Origin of the sequence: Mesorhizobium sp. M0058, assembly GCF_040323095.1 — a bacterium.
In the GTDB taxonomy this organism is placed as follows: domain Bacteria; phylum Pseudomonadota; class Alphaproteobacteria; order Rhizobiales; family Rhizobiaceae; genus Mesorhizobium.
The window spans coordinates 238,184-252,963 of sequence record NZ_JAMYUQ010000008.1; the positions used below are offsets into that span (position 1 = coordinate 238,184).

At 62.1% G+C, this 14,780-nt stretch carries 13 protein-coding genes; 2 read left to right on the top strand and 11 right to left on the bottom strand.

Going from position 1 to position 14,780, the window contains the following annotated elements:
* Positions 1-120: 120 nt before the first annotated feature.
* Positions 121-2,100 carry a putative bifunctional diguanylate cyclase/phosphodiesterase gene (locus tag NKJ75_RS16090; RefSeq protein ID WP_352499938.1) on the bottom strand — a complete coding sequence of 660 codons (1,980 nt, stop codon included), beginning with the start codon at positions 2,098-2,100 and terminating at the stop codon, positions 121-123.
* A gap of 267 nt (positions 2,101-2,367) precedes the next feature.
* Between NKJ75_RS16090 and NKJ75_RS16095 the strand changes: the two genes are divergently transcribed.
* Entirely contained in the window at positions 2,368-3,414 is a 1,047-nt protein-coding gene (locus NKJ75_RS16095) for a class I SAM-dependent methyltransferase (RefSeq protein WP_023684116.1), read from the top strand.
* A 276-nt stretch (positions 3,415-3,690) separates the two neighbouring features.
* Here NKJ75_RS16095 and NKJ75_RS16100 read toward each other — a convergent pair whose 3' ends face one another.
* A complete protein-coding gene (locus NKJ75_RS16100) occupies positions 3,691-4,584 on the bottom strand; it encodes an SDR family oxidoreductase (RefSeq protein WP_352499939.1) in 894 nt (297 codons plus the stop codon).
* A gap of 126 nt (positions 4,585-4,710) precedes the next feature.
* On the opposite strand from NKJ75_RS16100, the gene NKJ75_RS16105 reads away from it, so the two are divergent.
* Complete coding sequence (locus NKJ75_RS16105) at positions 4,711-5,649, top strand: AraC family transcriptional regulator (protein WP_352499940.1); 939 nt, start codon at positions 4,711-4,713, stop codon at positions 5,647-5,649.
* Between the two features lie 769 nt (positions 5,650-6,418).
* Here NKJ75_RS16105 and NKJ75_RS16110 read toward each other — a convergent pair.
* The 9 genes from NKJ75_RS16110 to NKJ75_RS16150 form a co-directional block, all read right to left on the bottom strand.
* Positions 6,419-6,571 (bottom strand): hypothetical protein, encoded by a 153-nt coding sequence (locus tag NKJ75_RS16110; protein ID WP_023684112.1) that lies wholly within the window; start codon positions 6,569-6,571, stop codon positions 6,419-6,421.
* A 397-nt stretch (positions 6,572-6,968) separates the two neighbouring features.
* Complete coding sequence (gene recQ, locus NKJ75_RS16115) at positions 6,969-8,807, bottom strand: DNA helicase RecQ (protein ID WP_352499962.1); 1,839 nt, start codon at positions 8,805-8,807, stop codon at positions 6,969-6,971.
* Positions 8,808-9,071: 264 nt separating this feature from the next.
* The gene (locus NKJ75_RS16120) at positions 9,072-9,410 is read right to left on the bottom strand and encodes a cupin domain-containing protein (protein WP_023684110.1); all 339 of its coding nucleotides are present in this window, start codon (positions 9,408-9,410) and stop codon (positions 9,072-9,074) included.
* Positions 9,411-9,420: 10 nt separating this feature from the next.
* Entirely contained in the window at positions 9,421-10,188 is a 768-nt protein-coding gene (gene kduD, locus NKJ75_RS16125; protein WP_023742216.1) for a 2-dehydro-3-deoxy-D-gluconate 5-dehydrogenase KduD, read from the bottom strand.
* On the bottom strand, positions 10,185-11,042 hold the full coding sequence (gene kduI, locus NKJ75_RS16130; protein ID WP_023728681.1) for a 5-dehydro-4-deoxy-D-glucuronate isomerase: 858 nt from the start codon (positions 11,040-11,042) through the stop codon (positions 10,185-10,187). The genes kduD and kduI overlap by 4 nt, the downstream gene beginning before the upstream one ends.
* Before the next feature lie 23 nt (positions 11,043-11,065).
* A complete protein-coding gene (locus NKJ75_RS16135) occupies positions 11,066-11,842 on the bottom strand; it encodes a FadR/GntR family transcriptional regulator (protein ID WP_352499941.1) in 777 nt (258 codons plus the stop codon).
* A gap of 24 nt (positions 11,843-11,866) precedes the next feature.
* Positions 11,867-13,147, bottom strand: coding sequence for a TRAP transporter large permease (locus tag NKJ75_RS16140; protein ID WP_023668679.1), 1,281 nt, complete (start codon positions 13,145-13,147; stop codon positions 11,867-11,869).
* Complete coding sequence (locus tag NKJ75_RS16145; RefSeq protein ID WP_023688890.1) at positions 13,148-13,711, bottom strand: TRAP transporter small permease; 564 nt, start codon at positions 13,709-13,711, stop codon at positions 13,148-13,150.
* Between the two features lie 70 nt (positions 13,712-13,781).
* Positions 13,782-14,759: a TRAP transporter substrate-binding protein gene (locus tag NKJ75_RS16150; protein ID WP_023668677.1), complete on the bottom strand. Its 978-nt coding sequence runs from the start codon at positions 14,757-14,759 to the stop codon at positions 13,782-13,784.
* Between the last annotated feature and the right edge of the window lie 21 nt (positions 14,760-14,780).

Below are 14,780 nucleotides of genomic sequence, written 5' to 3' on the forward strand. Positions count from 1 at the left end.
GGTGGCAGGCCACCCGGCACCGCATCTGGGCGTAGGAGTGTCGCCCGAAGCTACGAAGTAGCGTAGGGGGGACCGGAACGAAGCAGGATGCCCTCCGAAGCTTCAGCGTAGAGGCTGCCGCTAGGCAACAAGGCCTTGCCTTATTTGGTTAACCTCTTCGATCGGGACTGGATGCCCGGTGAGGAAGCCCTGCATCAAATTTACCCCCAGGCGCTGCAGCAATATGTACTGCTCCTCCGTTTCGACGCCCTCGGCGAGCACGACATGGCCGAGATTGCGAAGCAGCCCGACCATGTCCCGCAACAGGCTCAAGCCGCGAGAGGTCTGGCAATCGTGGAGGAAGCTGCGATCGATCTTGACCACGTCGAATTTGAAGCGGCGGAGCCATGTCAGGCCGGCAAATCCCGTTCCGAAGTCGTCCAGCCAGATCTGAACGCCGAGTTTTCGCAACCGCTCCACGTTTCTTACCGCTTGCGCCTCCAGAAAGATGTCACTGCCTTCGGTGATTTCGATGGCCAGTTTCTGGGGCGCAAGGCCGTGCCTGCCAAGGATCTCGGTGATCCGGAGTGAAAAGTTGGGAGCCTTGAGCTGAAGAACGGAGACGTTCACCGTCACGACCGAGCCCAATCCGTATTCCGCCATGTCACCGCAGGCTCGATCGATCAGCCACGTACCCAGTTCCACGATCGCTCCGGTCTGCTCGGCAACGGGTATGAATACGGACGGACTGATCATGGTGCCGTCGAAGTCGCATACCCGCATCAGACTCTCGTGGCCCAGCACGCGTCCCGACGCCAGCTCGCGAATTGGCTGGTAAGCGACAGAAACGAGCTGGTTGGAAACTGCCACCTTCAGCAGTTCTGAAAGATTTTCGCCGGAGCGATCCTGGCTGGTGGCATGCGGGTCGTAAATCGTGAACGTAGCCCGACCGGCAAACTTGGACGCGTAGAGCGCGCGGTCAGCTTCCTGCAGCAGGATTCTAAGCTCTATGCTCTGATCGGCGCGCGTCAACGACGCCCCGGCACTGATCGTTACGATGTTGAGCTTGTCGCCCCGATCAGGGTGGTAGATATCCAAATCCTCTACAGCGCGACAGAATTTCTTGGTTATCTCATGAAGGTGAGCCCGCCCGGTGACCTTGCAGAGAATGACGAATTCTTCTCCGCCATAGCGGGCCGCGATGGCGTTGTTGGCAGCCGCCATCTCGGAGAGGACATGGGCGAGTTTGATCAGGCAATCGTCGCCGGCCTGATGACCAAGTCCGTCATTGAACCTTTTGAAGTAGTCGACGTCGATCAGAATGAGCCCTATCTCGTCGTCGTCCGCGGCCCAGTCTTCGCGCAGCTCCGAGAATTCTCGAATGATCGCCCTGCGGTTCTTCATTCCCGTGAGCGGATCGGTGTCGGCGATTTCGGTTAGCTTCTGCCCCTTCTTGATAGCAGCCTGCTCCTGGAACTGCGCCCGAAGCGCGTGCAGGAAGGTCTGGTACCGCTCCAGGCTCAGCCGCCACGAAAGATAAAGCGACAAGACGAGGCAGTTCACGAAATAGGCCGACAGCACGATGCGGCCGGCGATGTCGGCCTGAAGGGAGAACATCGCGGCGTACACAAAGCTTGCGGCGACCGTCGCGGAGGCAAGGGCTGAAAGCCAAAAACGGAAGTTGAAGAACAGATTCGCACCCAGGATGAACACTGTGCCAAAAACCATGAAATGGGAGAGGGCATCCTGATGCTCTGTTCCAACAGCGGAGACGAGCCACCCAAGGGCACCGGAGACAATCGCCAGCGCTGCTACAAGGTGCAAGGTGGCAAGGGCAAAGCCCCGTCGGGCGACAAATTCGACAAGCGCCAGGGAAGTGACCCCTAGCGTAACGCGCGTCAAAACAAGCCGGCCGGCGACATCCGGAAAGAGAAACCAATCGAAAAGGCCATAGGCCACATAGCTGAATACAGCAGCCGCAATACCCCATCGCACAAGACTGCGATTCTCATCGGCATCCTTCTGCAGGAACAGTGTCAGGAGTTCCGGATCGGCGGAATGCCACCGCGGACGTCCAATCGCTGCCGCCACCTTCTGGGCAACGTCCTCGCTCAGTTGCATCGCAACGCTCCTCCGGGATCTGCAGTAGCGAATGCAACAGCCGACGTCGCCTGCGGTCGGGGAATGAAGACGTCCCTGTCCGCAAGAAAAGTCAGATGTCGCTAACCGAGGGTAAACGGGCGGTTCGGATTTAGCCAGTTTGCAGGATTGATGGCCATTCCGTTGATTCAAATTTTACTAAAATTTTATTAAAATTGTTAGCATTGGTTGGCGGCGCACCTATGCTGCTGGCCGGGGACCGGGGCGGTAAACCGGAGAGTAAACGGCATGCCTATCAAGCCAAAACTGCAGCTCGACCAATACAGCCTGGTCACCACCAGGCTGATGAAGAAACATGTTGCGACCTCCGAAGAGGCGGCTGACTCCGACGAGTTGAGGGACAGCACGGCCCAGCTCGCCCTGATACTGGACCTTGCTCATCAAGCCTTTGCGCGAAACAAACCGGCCGCCCCCGTCGTCCATCGTTTGGCGGGGCGACTCCACAAGCTCCGCCGGCAGGTTGCTACCGCGGTTTGGCAGAAACTCGTTCCTTTGGCTCAGCAGCATCGGGTCGCGGAATATTTGCTCCAGGACCCGTTCACGCGGTGGTCGGTCGAAAAACCGCGCGGGTATTCGGGCGATGCAGGCCTGCTGGATATTTACTACAAGCATCCGATCGCCGACGAGATCGTGGCCTCGTCGACCTTACTTGGTCGGCAAATCTATGCGTACACCAGTGAAGCTGCCAGTTCGGTGGCGGGGCGCGAGCGGCGGGATATTCTGGCCAGGACCGTGGACGAGACGGCCAGCAGTGTGGAAAAGGCTGAGGTGCTGGCGATTGCCTGCGGCCACCTCAGGGAAGCCGAACGCTCCGACGCGTTGGCCAGGCATAAACTGCAGCGTTGGATCGGCCTGGATCAGGACCCCGTCAGCGTAGCCACGGTGAACCACGACTTTGCCGGCACGGCAGTCGAGGCAGTCCAGGGTTCCGTACGCGGCATCCTGCGCCGCGCCTACGCCCTTGGCACATTCGATCTAGTCTACGCATCGGGGCTTTACGATTACCTGCCGCGTGCCATCGGCGTCCGCCTGCTTCAAAGAGCCATGGAACTCGTCAAGCCCGGTGGCGAATTCCTGTTTGCCAATTTCAGCGACGAGATAACGACGGATGGTTACATGGAGACTTTCATGGATTGGCCGCTCATCCTACGTTCGGCCGACGATATGTGGGACATCATCAATGCCGCCCTCGGCGGGAGTCCTTTCGACGCGAAAGTCTACTATGGCTCGAACCGGAATATCGTTTACGGCAAGGTGAGGAAGGGCGATCTCTAACTAGGCGCGGGAATCGCGCGCGCATCCCCGTAACAAGGTAGGTCTGCCATGACGAGGCCATGCCTTCGCCGGCTTTCCGGCGACGGGCGAGCAGGTCGTCCGGGCTGCGGGCGGCCTACGCCGTGTTCGTTCTGCTTGCCGCCATACAGATGTGGCGGCGGTTCCAGCAGCACGACGGTGCTGCCCGCTCGGCGGGCTGCGTCTGGCCGTGTTGCTGGCACTGCCGCTGATCGCCAGGCTGTCGGTCGTGCAATGCAACGCGACTGGCCGGCCTGATCAGGCCTCGAAATAGCGGGCACGATCGAGATCGGCGATGAGCCCCGGCCCGGTCGGCTGCCATCCCAGCGCAGTGCGGGTCTGCTCACTTGACGCCGACAAGTCCCCGCCGATGAAATGCCCGAGAAAGCCGAAATGCGCAGCCGCGTCCTCGGGGCCTATGGAAACGACCGGCAGGCCGAGCCGGCGGCCGATGATCTCGGCGATCTCTTTGCTCGCCACGCCCTGTTCGGCAACCGCATGATAGCTGACGCCGCCCGCCCCCTTCTCCACCGCCAGCCTGTACAGGGTGGCGGCGTCGAACCGGTGCACCGCCGCCCAGCGATTTGCGCCGTCGCCAACATAGGCCGAGACGCCCTTTTCACGCGCAATGGCAATCAGCATCGGCACGAAACCGTGATCGCCCTCGCCATGGACCGTCGGCGCCAGCCGCACCGTCGATGCGCGCACCCCGCGCGCTGCGAACGCCACGGCCGTTGCCTCCGAAGCGCGCGGCATGGAGGCCGACGGCGGCGCGGGTTTGTCGTCTTCGGTTGCCGGCCTTCCCTGCGCAAAACCGGCGAGGCCGGAGGTGACAAGCAGCGGCCGCTCGGAACCCTCGAGCGCCGCGCCGAGCGTTTCGATGGCGCGCTGGTCAACTGCGCAACTGGCGGCGAATCTCGAAAAGTCGTGGTTGAAGGCCGTGTGGATGACGCCATCCGATTGGGCAGCGCCGCTGCGCAGGCTGTCGAAATCCTCGATATCGCCGCGATGCACCTCGGCACCCGCTGCCACGATCGACTTCGCACCTGCTCCCGACCGTGCGAGGCCAAGCACCTGATGGCCCGCCCCGAGCAATTCCCGCACAACCGCCGAACCGACAAAACCGGTGGCGCCCGTAACGAACACACGCATGATCATTTCTCCTTGGTTTTTGTCGAACGCCGTAAAGGCAGCCCGTTGCGAAGGAGATAGAAGTTTGAGATCATACGATCTATACTGTAAAATCCGAGATATCTTCGCAATCGTCCGAGAACGCTCATGGATCCGCTGTCAGACGTGCTGTCGCTACTGAAGCCGCGCAATTACCTGTCGGCTGGGCTGGAAACCGGTGGCGACTGGGCGATCCAGTTTCCTGACCAGCAGGCCGCCATCAAATGCGGCGCCGTGGTGTCCGGCCGATGCTGGCTGTCGGTCGAGGGCGTCCCTGACGCGGTGCGGCTGGACGTGGGCGACTGCTTCCTGTTGCCGCGCGGCCGGCCTTTCCGCCTTGCCAGCGATCTCGGCCTGCCGACGGTCGATGCGCGAACGATCTTTTCACCGGCGCGGACCGGCGGCATCACCGTCCATAATGGCGGCGGCGATTTCCTCCTGGTCAGCAGTCGCTTCACGCTGTCCGGCGACCATGCCGGCATCCTCTTGCGGATGCTGCCGCCCATCGTCCACATCCGCGGCGAGAGCGACCATTCGGCGCTTCGCTGGCCGGTGGAGCGGATGATGCAGGAATTGCGCCAGCGGCGTCCCGGCGGCTTTCTCATCGTCGAGCACCTCGCCCACATGATCCTGATCGAGGCCTTGCGCCTGCATATGACCGCGCAAGGCAATGTCGGCTGGCTGTTCGCACTTACCGACAGGCAGATCGGCGCGGCGATCGGCGCCATGCACGAGGACCCGGCGCATGGCTGGACATTGCAGCAACTGGCGGAGCGCGCGGGCATGTCGCGATCGACTTTTGCGCTCAGATTCAAGCAGACGGTCGGGGCCTCACCCCTGGATTATCTGACGCGCTGGCGCATGATGCTGGCCGGCGACAGGCTGATGCATTCCGGCGATCCGGTTTCCGTCATCGCGCTGGCGCTCGGCTACGAATCCGAAAGCGCCTTCAGCACGGCATTCAAGCGCGTCATGGGCTGTTCGCCGCGGCAGTACAGCCGCGGGGAGCCGGACCTGACTGCGCAGGCCGAACGCGAAGCCGCCTGAGGCGGCGATCCGATCGCCTTGATCACCTTGCCCTTAAAGGCTGAAGCGCGAACGAAACTCGGTGAACGACATCGCCAGATGGTTCTCGTCCACATGGCCGGTGATTCCGTCCACACTGCGCGAGTCGAGTTGTAGCGGGCGAGCCAGAGCGGACAATTGCCGAAGCCGCTCGGATTTCCCAGCGCGCTTCGACCGCTGCGGCCCTTCTGCTCAGATCGATCCCTTGCTTGCTCCATGGCATGCGCTTGACAATCGACTGATTCGCAACCCTTCGGGAATATAAGTATTTCAGTTAACTTAGGGATAATCGGCAGCAGGAACTAGATTTCAGACGCTCAATTGGCACGAGCAAAATCGCGTTTTTCATGCTTTCAGAATGACTTGCTCGCGTGCTGGCGGTTAACCGGCACCAACTTCTCCGATTTCCTTGCCTCTACGGCTGGGTAGCGCAATAGGGTTAATTGCGCGATTGCTAATATGCCTATATCTTAGGCGGCGCGGGGGGCCTCATATCTTCCCGCAGTGGCCGGTGCGGTGAAGCCCCACAAGCATGCCCAACCTGCACCGGCCATTCCCTATGGCTGGGTATGGTGTTCCCGCTCGGCAATCTTTTCCAAGAGCTTCCGTGAAGCCTCTAGGACGCGTCGCGTTTCGGCGATGGTCGATTGCAGGGAGTCCAGTTGGCTCTCCGCTCGGAGCTGGCTACGGCGGGCGCTTTCAATGAACTGGTGGTCAGGTTCCCACCGGTCTTTCATCGGGCTTAGCCTCTCTACAGACGAACGAACTTGTCGAGAAGCAGGCGTATCCGCTGGCCCTCAGCATAGGACAGCGCAAACGGTTCAATCACGAATGATCGGGTAATTTCCTGGTCTTCCTTGGCCACAGGAACGGACCATTCGCCGCCGGCTTCGACCACTTCCACGCAAGGCAATGCTTTGCGGATTGGACCCACGTTTCCACCACAGCCTCTATACGAAAAGCAATGGTAACCTCGAGTTTTATACTCCCGTCGAAAGCGGGTTTTCAACAACAAAGATGGTCTGAATCATACCATTCGGCTCAGCGGATCGCGGCTGCCGACGTAGCGTCTCCAAGGCCGAGAAAACCGCCACCCGCGCGCAACAGCGGGTTTCCATAATCACGGCTACATCCGAGAATCGACCGCTTAGATTCAGGAATGTGTGGTTTGTCGTCACGGTTCCATACAATTTGGAAGGCCATTCCCCTACGGCAGGGTAACGCCAAAATGAAAGGATAAGCGGGCGGGCAAGTTGAAGGCGTACTGATGCCGGATCGGGCTTTGGTCCAGCAACACCCTTTCAGCCTGGCGTCTCGGAAAGGTGCGCGGCAATGGCGCTGACAAAAATCGCGCCGAACTCCTTGAGCTTGGCGGCGCCGACGCCATTCACCCCGGCGAAATCGTCGAGGTCTTGCGGACGACGCTCGGCCATGTCGATCAGTGTACGATCCGAAAACACCACATAGGCCGGCACCTGGCGTTCCTTGGCCAGACGCAGCCGCAGCGTCTTGAGCGCCGCGAGCAGCGACGCATCTACATTTTCGCTCTGGGGGCTCTGCCCGGCGCGAGCCGCGCGGCGCGCGGCGCGCGTGCGCATCTCGACCCGATACTGGAACGGCACCTCGCCCCGGCCGAGTGCGTGGCCCTTGTCCGCGATGGCCAACCCGCCATGGCCGGCCGGGTCCGGCATCAGGAAACCGTTCGCGACCAGCTGGCGAATCATAGATTGCCAAAAATCCTTCTTGTGCGCGGTGCCATTGCCGAAGGCTGCCAGCCTGTGATGCCCCCTTGCCGCGATCTTTTCAGTCTCGTGGCCGATGAGGATGTCGATGACATGGCCGGTGCCGAAGCGCTCGCCGCTCTGCGCCACCGCCGCCAGGATGAGGCGCGCCTCGGCGGTGCCGTCGGTGCGCGGCGCCTGTTCCAGGCAATTGTCGCAATTGCCGCAAGGGACCGCCTCTTCACCGAAATAACCGAGCAGCACCTGGCGGCGGCACTCGGCCGTCTCGCAATAGCCGATCAGCGTATCGAGCCGGCCATGCGAGCGGCGCTTGTGCTCAACGGCTGCGTCCTCGTCGTCGATGAACATGCGGCGCATGCGGATATCGCCGAGGCCGTAAAGCATATGCGCCTCAGCCGCCCGCCCGTCACGACCGGCACGGCCGATCTCCTGGTAATAGGCTTCCAGGCTGCCGGGCAGATCGGTGTGGAAGACATAGGCGACATCAGGCTTGTCGATCCCCATGCCGAAGGCGATGGTCGCCACCATGACGACGCCCGACAGGGTCATGAAGGCGTTTTGATTCGCATCGCGCGCCTCCTTGCTCATCCCGGCGTGATAGGCGAGCGCGGTCACGCCGTTCTTTTCGAGAAACGCCGCCATCTCTTCGGTCTTCTTGCGCGACAGGCAATAAACGATGCCGCTGCGTCCCTGATGGCGCCCGATGAAATTGAGCAACTGCCGCTTGCTGTCCTGCTTGGGCTCGATGGCAAGCTTGATGTTGGGCCGGTCGAAGCCAAGCACCTGCGTTTCGACACGCCCGCCAAACAGCCGTCTCTCGATGTCTGCCCGCGTCGTCTCGTCCGCCGTCGCTGTCACCGCAATGATCGGTACGTCGGGAAAGATGCCACGCAGCTGCGACAGGTCTTCATATTCGCGCCGGAACGCCGGCCCCCACTGCGAAATGCAATGCGCCTCGTCGATGGCGATCAGGCTGACATCGAGCCTGGCAAGCGCATCCAGCATCCGCTCGGTCATCAGCCGTTCCGGCGCGAGGTAGAGCAGCCGCGTCTGGCCCGACGCGACGCGGCGCCATGCCGCGACATTGGCATCACGGTCGATCGAGGAATTGATCGTATCGGCGGCGACGCCGGCGAGGCGCAGTGCCGCGACCTGATCCTGCATCAGCGCCACCAGCGGCGAAACGACAATGGTCAGCCCACCCTTGACCAGCGCCGGAACCTGGTAGCACAGCGATTTGCCGGCACCCGTTGGCATGACGGCCAGCACATGGCGGCCGCCAAGCAGCGCCTCCATCACCGCGGCCTGTCCGGGACGGAAATCGTCGAAGCCGAACACGTCCTTGAGGACGCGCCGTTTGGGATCGTGCGTCGGCACGCTTGTCGTCGATATCTGCATCACTGATGTTTTTGCGATCGGCCGCCCGAAGCAGCGGCGTGGCCAGAACGATTAGCGCAGCCCCTGCGTGACCACAACAAGCAGCAGCAACACCCCACCGGCGATCGACCTGATTGGCATCGTTAAACCTATCTTCACCATGTTGCGGCACCGTCCAACCCTGCGGCGATGTTTCGAGTACCGCTGCGCCACGAGCGCACAGGCAACAGCCCGCGCCTCCCCAGGAGGCGCGGGTTTCCTGTTTCTGGAATTGCCGAAAAAGGTTCAGGCCAGGAAATCGGCGCGGTGCGGGGTAAAGCTGTCGACCAGGCGCCCGGCCTCCAGCGCCTTGACGCCGTGCACCAGATTGGACGGCACGATGAAGCTGCCGCCGGTCTCGATGGTCGCGGTGCGGCCGTCGATGGTCACCTCGAAGCGACCTTCGGCGACATAGCTGGCCTGGACATGCGGGTGCGAATGCAGTGCGCCGACGCCGCCCTTGTCGAAGCCGAACTCGACCATCATCAGCTCATCGGTGGAGACGAGAACGCGGCGTCTGTTGCCGTCCGGCGTCGGCGTCCAGGCGCTCTCGCCGGGCTGTGCGAAAATCTTGGCTTCAATCATGACCATCTCCTCATCGCGCCAGCCAGCCGCCGTCCACGGGAACCACCGCGCCATGCATATAGTCGGACGCTGGCGCCAGCAGGAACACGGCGGCATCGCCTATGTCTTCCGGCCCGCCCCAACGTCCCGCCGGAATGCGCGCCAGGATGGCAGCACTGCGGTCGGGATCGGCGCGCAACCCCTCGGTGTTGTTGGTTTCGATATAGCCGGGCGCAATCGCGTTGACGTTGATGCCTTTTGCCGCCCATTCGCAGGCCAGCAGCCGGGTTATGCCGAGCGCGCCATGTTTCGACGCGGTGTAGGACGCGACGCGGATGCCGCCCTGGAAACTCAGCACCGAGGCGATGTTGACGATCTTGCCGCGCCGCCTCGGGTCGGTCAGCACGCGCCTGGCAAAACCTTGGCTGAGAAAGAATAGCGTCTTCAGATTGACGTCGATGACGTCGTCCCAGTCGGCCTCGGAGAAATCGACCGCATCGGCGCGGCGGATGATGCCGGCATTGTTGACCAGCCCGTCGATCGGGCCGGTCTTTTCCCAGACCTGGTCGAGCATCGCCTTGGCGGCCGCATGGTCGGCAAGATCGCATCGCACCGCCTCGAACTGGCCACCGGCTTCCGCGACTTGTCTTTCCGTGTCGTCCATCGCCGAGCGGCCGACACCGATGACGGTGCCGCCGGCGCGCGCGATCGAGCCGGCGATGCCCTGGCCGATGCCGGTGTTCGCGCCGGTGACCAGGATACGCTTGCCGGCCAGGCTGAAGGAGGAAGGGCCGCTCAACGCAATTCACCCAGCGGCACCGGGTCGACATCGGTGTAGTCGACATTGTCGCCGGCCATCGCCCAGATGAAGGCATAGTTCGAGGTGCCGGCCCCCGAATGGATCGACCAGCCCGGCGACAGCACCGCCTCCTCGTTAGCCATCACCAGATGCCGCGTTTCGTCCGGCTCGCCCATGAAATGGAAGACGCGCGCCGTCTCCGGCAGGTCGAAATAGAGATAGGCCTCCATGCGCCGGTCATGCACATGGCAAGGGATAGTGTTCCACACCGAGCCCGGCGCCAGTTGGGTCATACCGACCACCAGTTGGCAGGTCTTGACGCCATCGGCATGGATGAACTGGAAGATGGAGCGTTCGTTGCAGGTTTCCTTGCTGCCGAGATCGAGGCGCTTGGCATCGCCAATGCGGATCAGCCGGCTCGGATGGGTATGATGCGCCGGCGCGCTGAGCAGGTAGAATTTGGCCGGTGCGCCCGCGTCGGCCGACGCGAACGACACGTCGGTCCTGCCCATGCCGAGATAGAGCATGTCACGTGCCTGCAACTGGTGGGTCTCGCCATTTGCCGTCACCGAGCCGGCGCCGCCGATGTTGACGATGATCAGCTCGCGGCGGTCGAGAAAATTCTTGGTCCCCGTCGGCTTGATCGCCTCCAGCGGCAGCGCTGTCCCTTCCGGCACGGCGCCGCCAACGATCATGCGGTCATAATGGGTGTAGGTCAGGCTGATGCGTCCCTGCTGGAACAGGTCGTCAATATGGAAATTGTGACGCAGTTCGTCGGTGCCCATGGAAGCAGCGGCGACCGGGTCGATGGCGAAACGCGAGGTGAAATCGGTATGCGGGTGACTTTGAGTCATTGCTGCTCCAGCTGAATGAATGGCTATTTGGTTGCCGACGCCTTGACCGAGTCGGCGTAGTAGACCTGGCGGGCGTGCAGCCGCTCGCGGTAGCGCTCTTGGCTGGCGGTGAGATGAGCGCGCATCGCCTCGCGCGCGGCTTCGGCGTCGCCTGAGGTGATCGCGTCGAGGATCACCAGATGCTCGCGCTGCAGTCCGCGCTGATAGCTGTCGGATTGCACCAGTTCGGTCGACCAGGGCGAGGTCACGTCGCAAGGAATGGCGCGGCGTCCAAGCACATCGAGCATCTCGACATAGAACGGATTGTTGGTGGCGCTGGCGATTGCCCGGTGGAAGGCGAGATCGGCCGGACCGGTCGGCTCGCTGTTGAGAAGCAGCCGTTCGAATTCGAAGAACGCTTCCTGGATCGCTGCTTCCTGCGCGGCGTTGCGGCGAATGGCGGCGAGCCCGGCCGATTCGATTTCGACGGCCAGGCGCACTTCGAGCACATTGAGCGCGATGGAATCCTTGCTGCCCATGTCGGCGGCGAGCGCGCCGAACATCGTTGAGATGTGCTCGGTGACGAACACGCCTGCGCCCTGGCGCGCCTCGACGAGCCCGTCGGCGGCGAGCTTGGCCAGCGCTTCGCGGATGACGGTGCGGCTGACGCCGAAGGTCTCGGTCAGTTGTCCTTCGGTCGGCAATTTGTAGCCGGGCAGGATCTCGCCCGCCTGCAGCTGCTTGCGAATCGCAGCGACGACGGTCTCCGACAGTTTGGGTTTTCTCTCGACCCTGAGATCAACAGCGCTATCCGATGCCATATCGCACCCCTGTTTGAAGACGCCCTATTTGAACACGCTCGGCAACCAGAGCGAAATCGCCGGAATATAGGTCACCAGCCCCAGGACCACGATGCCCGCGCCATAGAACGGCCAGATCGAGCGCATCGCTTCCCAGACCGTAATCTTGCCGACGGCACAGGCGACGAACTGCACCGTGCCGACCGGTGGCGTGTTGAGCCCAATGCCGAGATTGAGGATGGTGATGACGCCGAAATGCACGGGGTCGACGCCGTAATGGGTGACCAGCGGCAGGAAGATCGGCGTGCAGATGATGATCATCGGCCCCATGTCCATGAAGGTGCCGAGCAGCAGCATCAAGACGTTGAGCAGAAGCAGCACCACCAGCGGATCGGTGGAGATGGCGTTCATGCCTGCGATCAGCAGCACCGGCACTTTGAGATAGGCCATCAGCCAGCTGAACGAGGCCGCCGTGCCGATGATCAGCAGCACCATTGAGGTCGTGCGCACCGCGCCCTTTGTGGCATGGACGAAATCGCCCCAGGCCATCGACCGGTAGACGAAGACGGTGACCAGCAAGGCGTAGATGATGGCGATGCAGGAGCTTTCCGTCGCCGTGAAAACGCCCGAGCGAACGCCGCCGAAGATGATACCGATAAGCAGAAGTCCGGGGATGGCGATGACCGCCAGCTGGCCGACACGCGAGAAGCCGGGAAAGGCCTCGACCGGGTAGCCACGGCTGCGGGCGACAAAATAGGCGGTGACCATCAGCGAAGCGGCGAACAGCAGGCCCGGCAGGATACCGGCGGTGAACAGGTCGGCGATCGAAATCTTGCCGCCGCCGGCGATCGAATAGATGATCATGTTCTGCGACGGCGGCAGAAGCAGCGCGATCAGCGCCGCCATTGAGGTCACGTTGACGGCGTAGTCGGCGCCGTAGCCGCGCGCTTTCATCTGCGGGATCATCAGCCCGCCGACGGCAGCGGCTTCCGCCACAGCCGAGCCGGAAATGCCGCCGAACAACGTCGCGGCGATGATGTTGACCTGACCGAGCCCACCGCGGACATGACCGACCAGCGAGCCGGCAAAGGAAACGATGCGCTGCGCGATGCCGCCGCGCACCATCAGGTCGCCCGCAAAGATGAAGAACGGGATCGCCATCAGTGAGAACGCCGACATGCCCGACTTCAATTGCTGGAACACCACCAGGGGCGGCAGGCCGAGATAAAGCACGGTGGCGAAGGACGCCGCACCCAGGCAAAAGGCGATCGGCGTGCCGGCAAACATCAAAAGCGTGAAGACGCCAAACAGGATCCAGAGTTCCATCTAGGCCTCCTGCACGGCCGGCATTTCCGGCACTTCCTCGAGATTGATATCCTTGTCGATGTCGGCGCCAGACCAGCGCAGCACGATGCGTTCGGCCGAGAACAGGCAGATCAGAAAGCCGCCGGCGACCAGCGGCAGATAGTCGAAACCGCCGGGAAGCTCGAGCGCCGGGATGATGGTCCGCCAGGTCAGCCCGACCAGCTTGCAGCCGTACCAGACCATGCCGAAGCCGAAGCCGAACGCGATCAGGTCGGACAGGGTGCGCAGCGCCCATTTGCTGCCCTTGGGCAGGATATAGAGCAGCACGTCGAAGCCCATATGGTAATTCTCGCGCACGCCGACGGCAGCGCCCAGGAAAATGAACCAGTTCATCAGCATGATGGCGGTGACTTCGGTCCAGCTCGGTGACGCGTTGAGCACGAAGCGGGAAAACACCTGGTAGGCAACAAGCGCGGTCATGGCGACCATCCCGATGCCCGCGAGATAGAGCGCACCGTCGCAAATCTTCGAAAGCACCGCGCTGAAGCGCGGTGGCGCTCCGCTCCTGGCCGTTCCCGCAGTCATCCGATCCTCCCGGTCTTTCCGTCCCCTAAAAGCGATTGGCGGGGCGGCGCCATGCCGCCCCGCGAGAAAATCACTTGGTCGCCTGGATGCGCGTCGCGAGGTCCTTGAGCTCCGGCGTCTTCAGATACTTGTCGTAGACCGGCTTCATCGCATCGATCAGCGGCTGCTTGTCGATCTCGCTGACCTTGACGCCGGCCTTCTCGACGATCTCTCGCGACTTCTTCTCCTGCGCGTCCCACAATTCGCGCATCTTGACGACGCTATCCTTGGCCGCCTGCTTGACGATCGCCTGGTCTTCCGGCGTCAGTCTGTCCCAGCTCGATTTCGACATCACCAGCACTTCCGGCACGATCTGGTGCTGGTCGACGGTATAGTGCTTGGCGACTTCGTAGTGCTTGGCGGATTCGAAGCTGGGCCAGTTGTTCTCGGCGCCGTCGATGACGCCGGTTTCGAGCGCCGAATAGACCTCGCCATACGCCATCGGCGTGGCATTTGCGCCAAGCGCGTTGACCATATCGACGAACACGTCGGACTGGATGACGCGGAACTTCATGCCTTTCAGATCGGCGATCGAGGTGATGTCCTTCTTGGTGTTGTAGAAGGAACGGGCGCCGGAATCGTAGAAGGCAAGGCCGACCAGATCATGCGTCTCGAAGGCCTTGAGGATCTCGTCGCCGATCGGCCCGTCCATGACATGGCGCATGTGCTCGACCGAACGGAACATGTAGGGCAGCGACGGCACCGCGGTTTCCGGCACGATGCCGTTGAACGGACCCATCGAGACGCGGTTCAGATCGATGACACCGGTCTGCGTCTGCTCGATCGTGTCCTTTTCCTCGCCGAGCTGCGCCGAATGATAGACCTCGACCGAATAGCGGCCGGCGGTGCGCTCCTTGATGAGCTCGCCGAGATATTTGACCGCCTCGACAGTCGGATACCCGTCCGGATGGGTGTCGGCCGAGCGCAGTACGGTCTGGGCGCCGGCAACGCCGATCATCAGCGAGCCGAAGGCGAATGTGGCTGCCACCAGTTTTGAAAAATGCAACATGACTGTCTTCCTCCCTTTTAA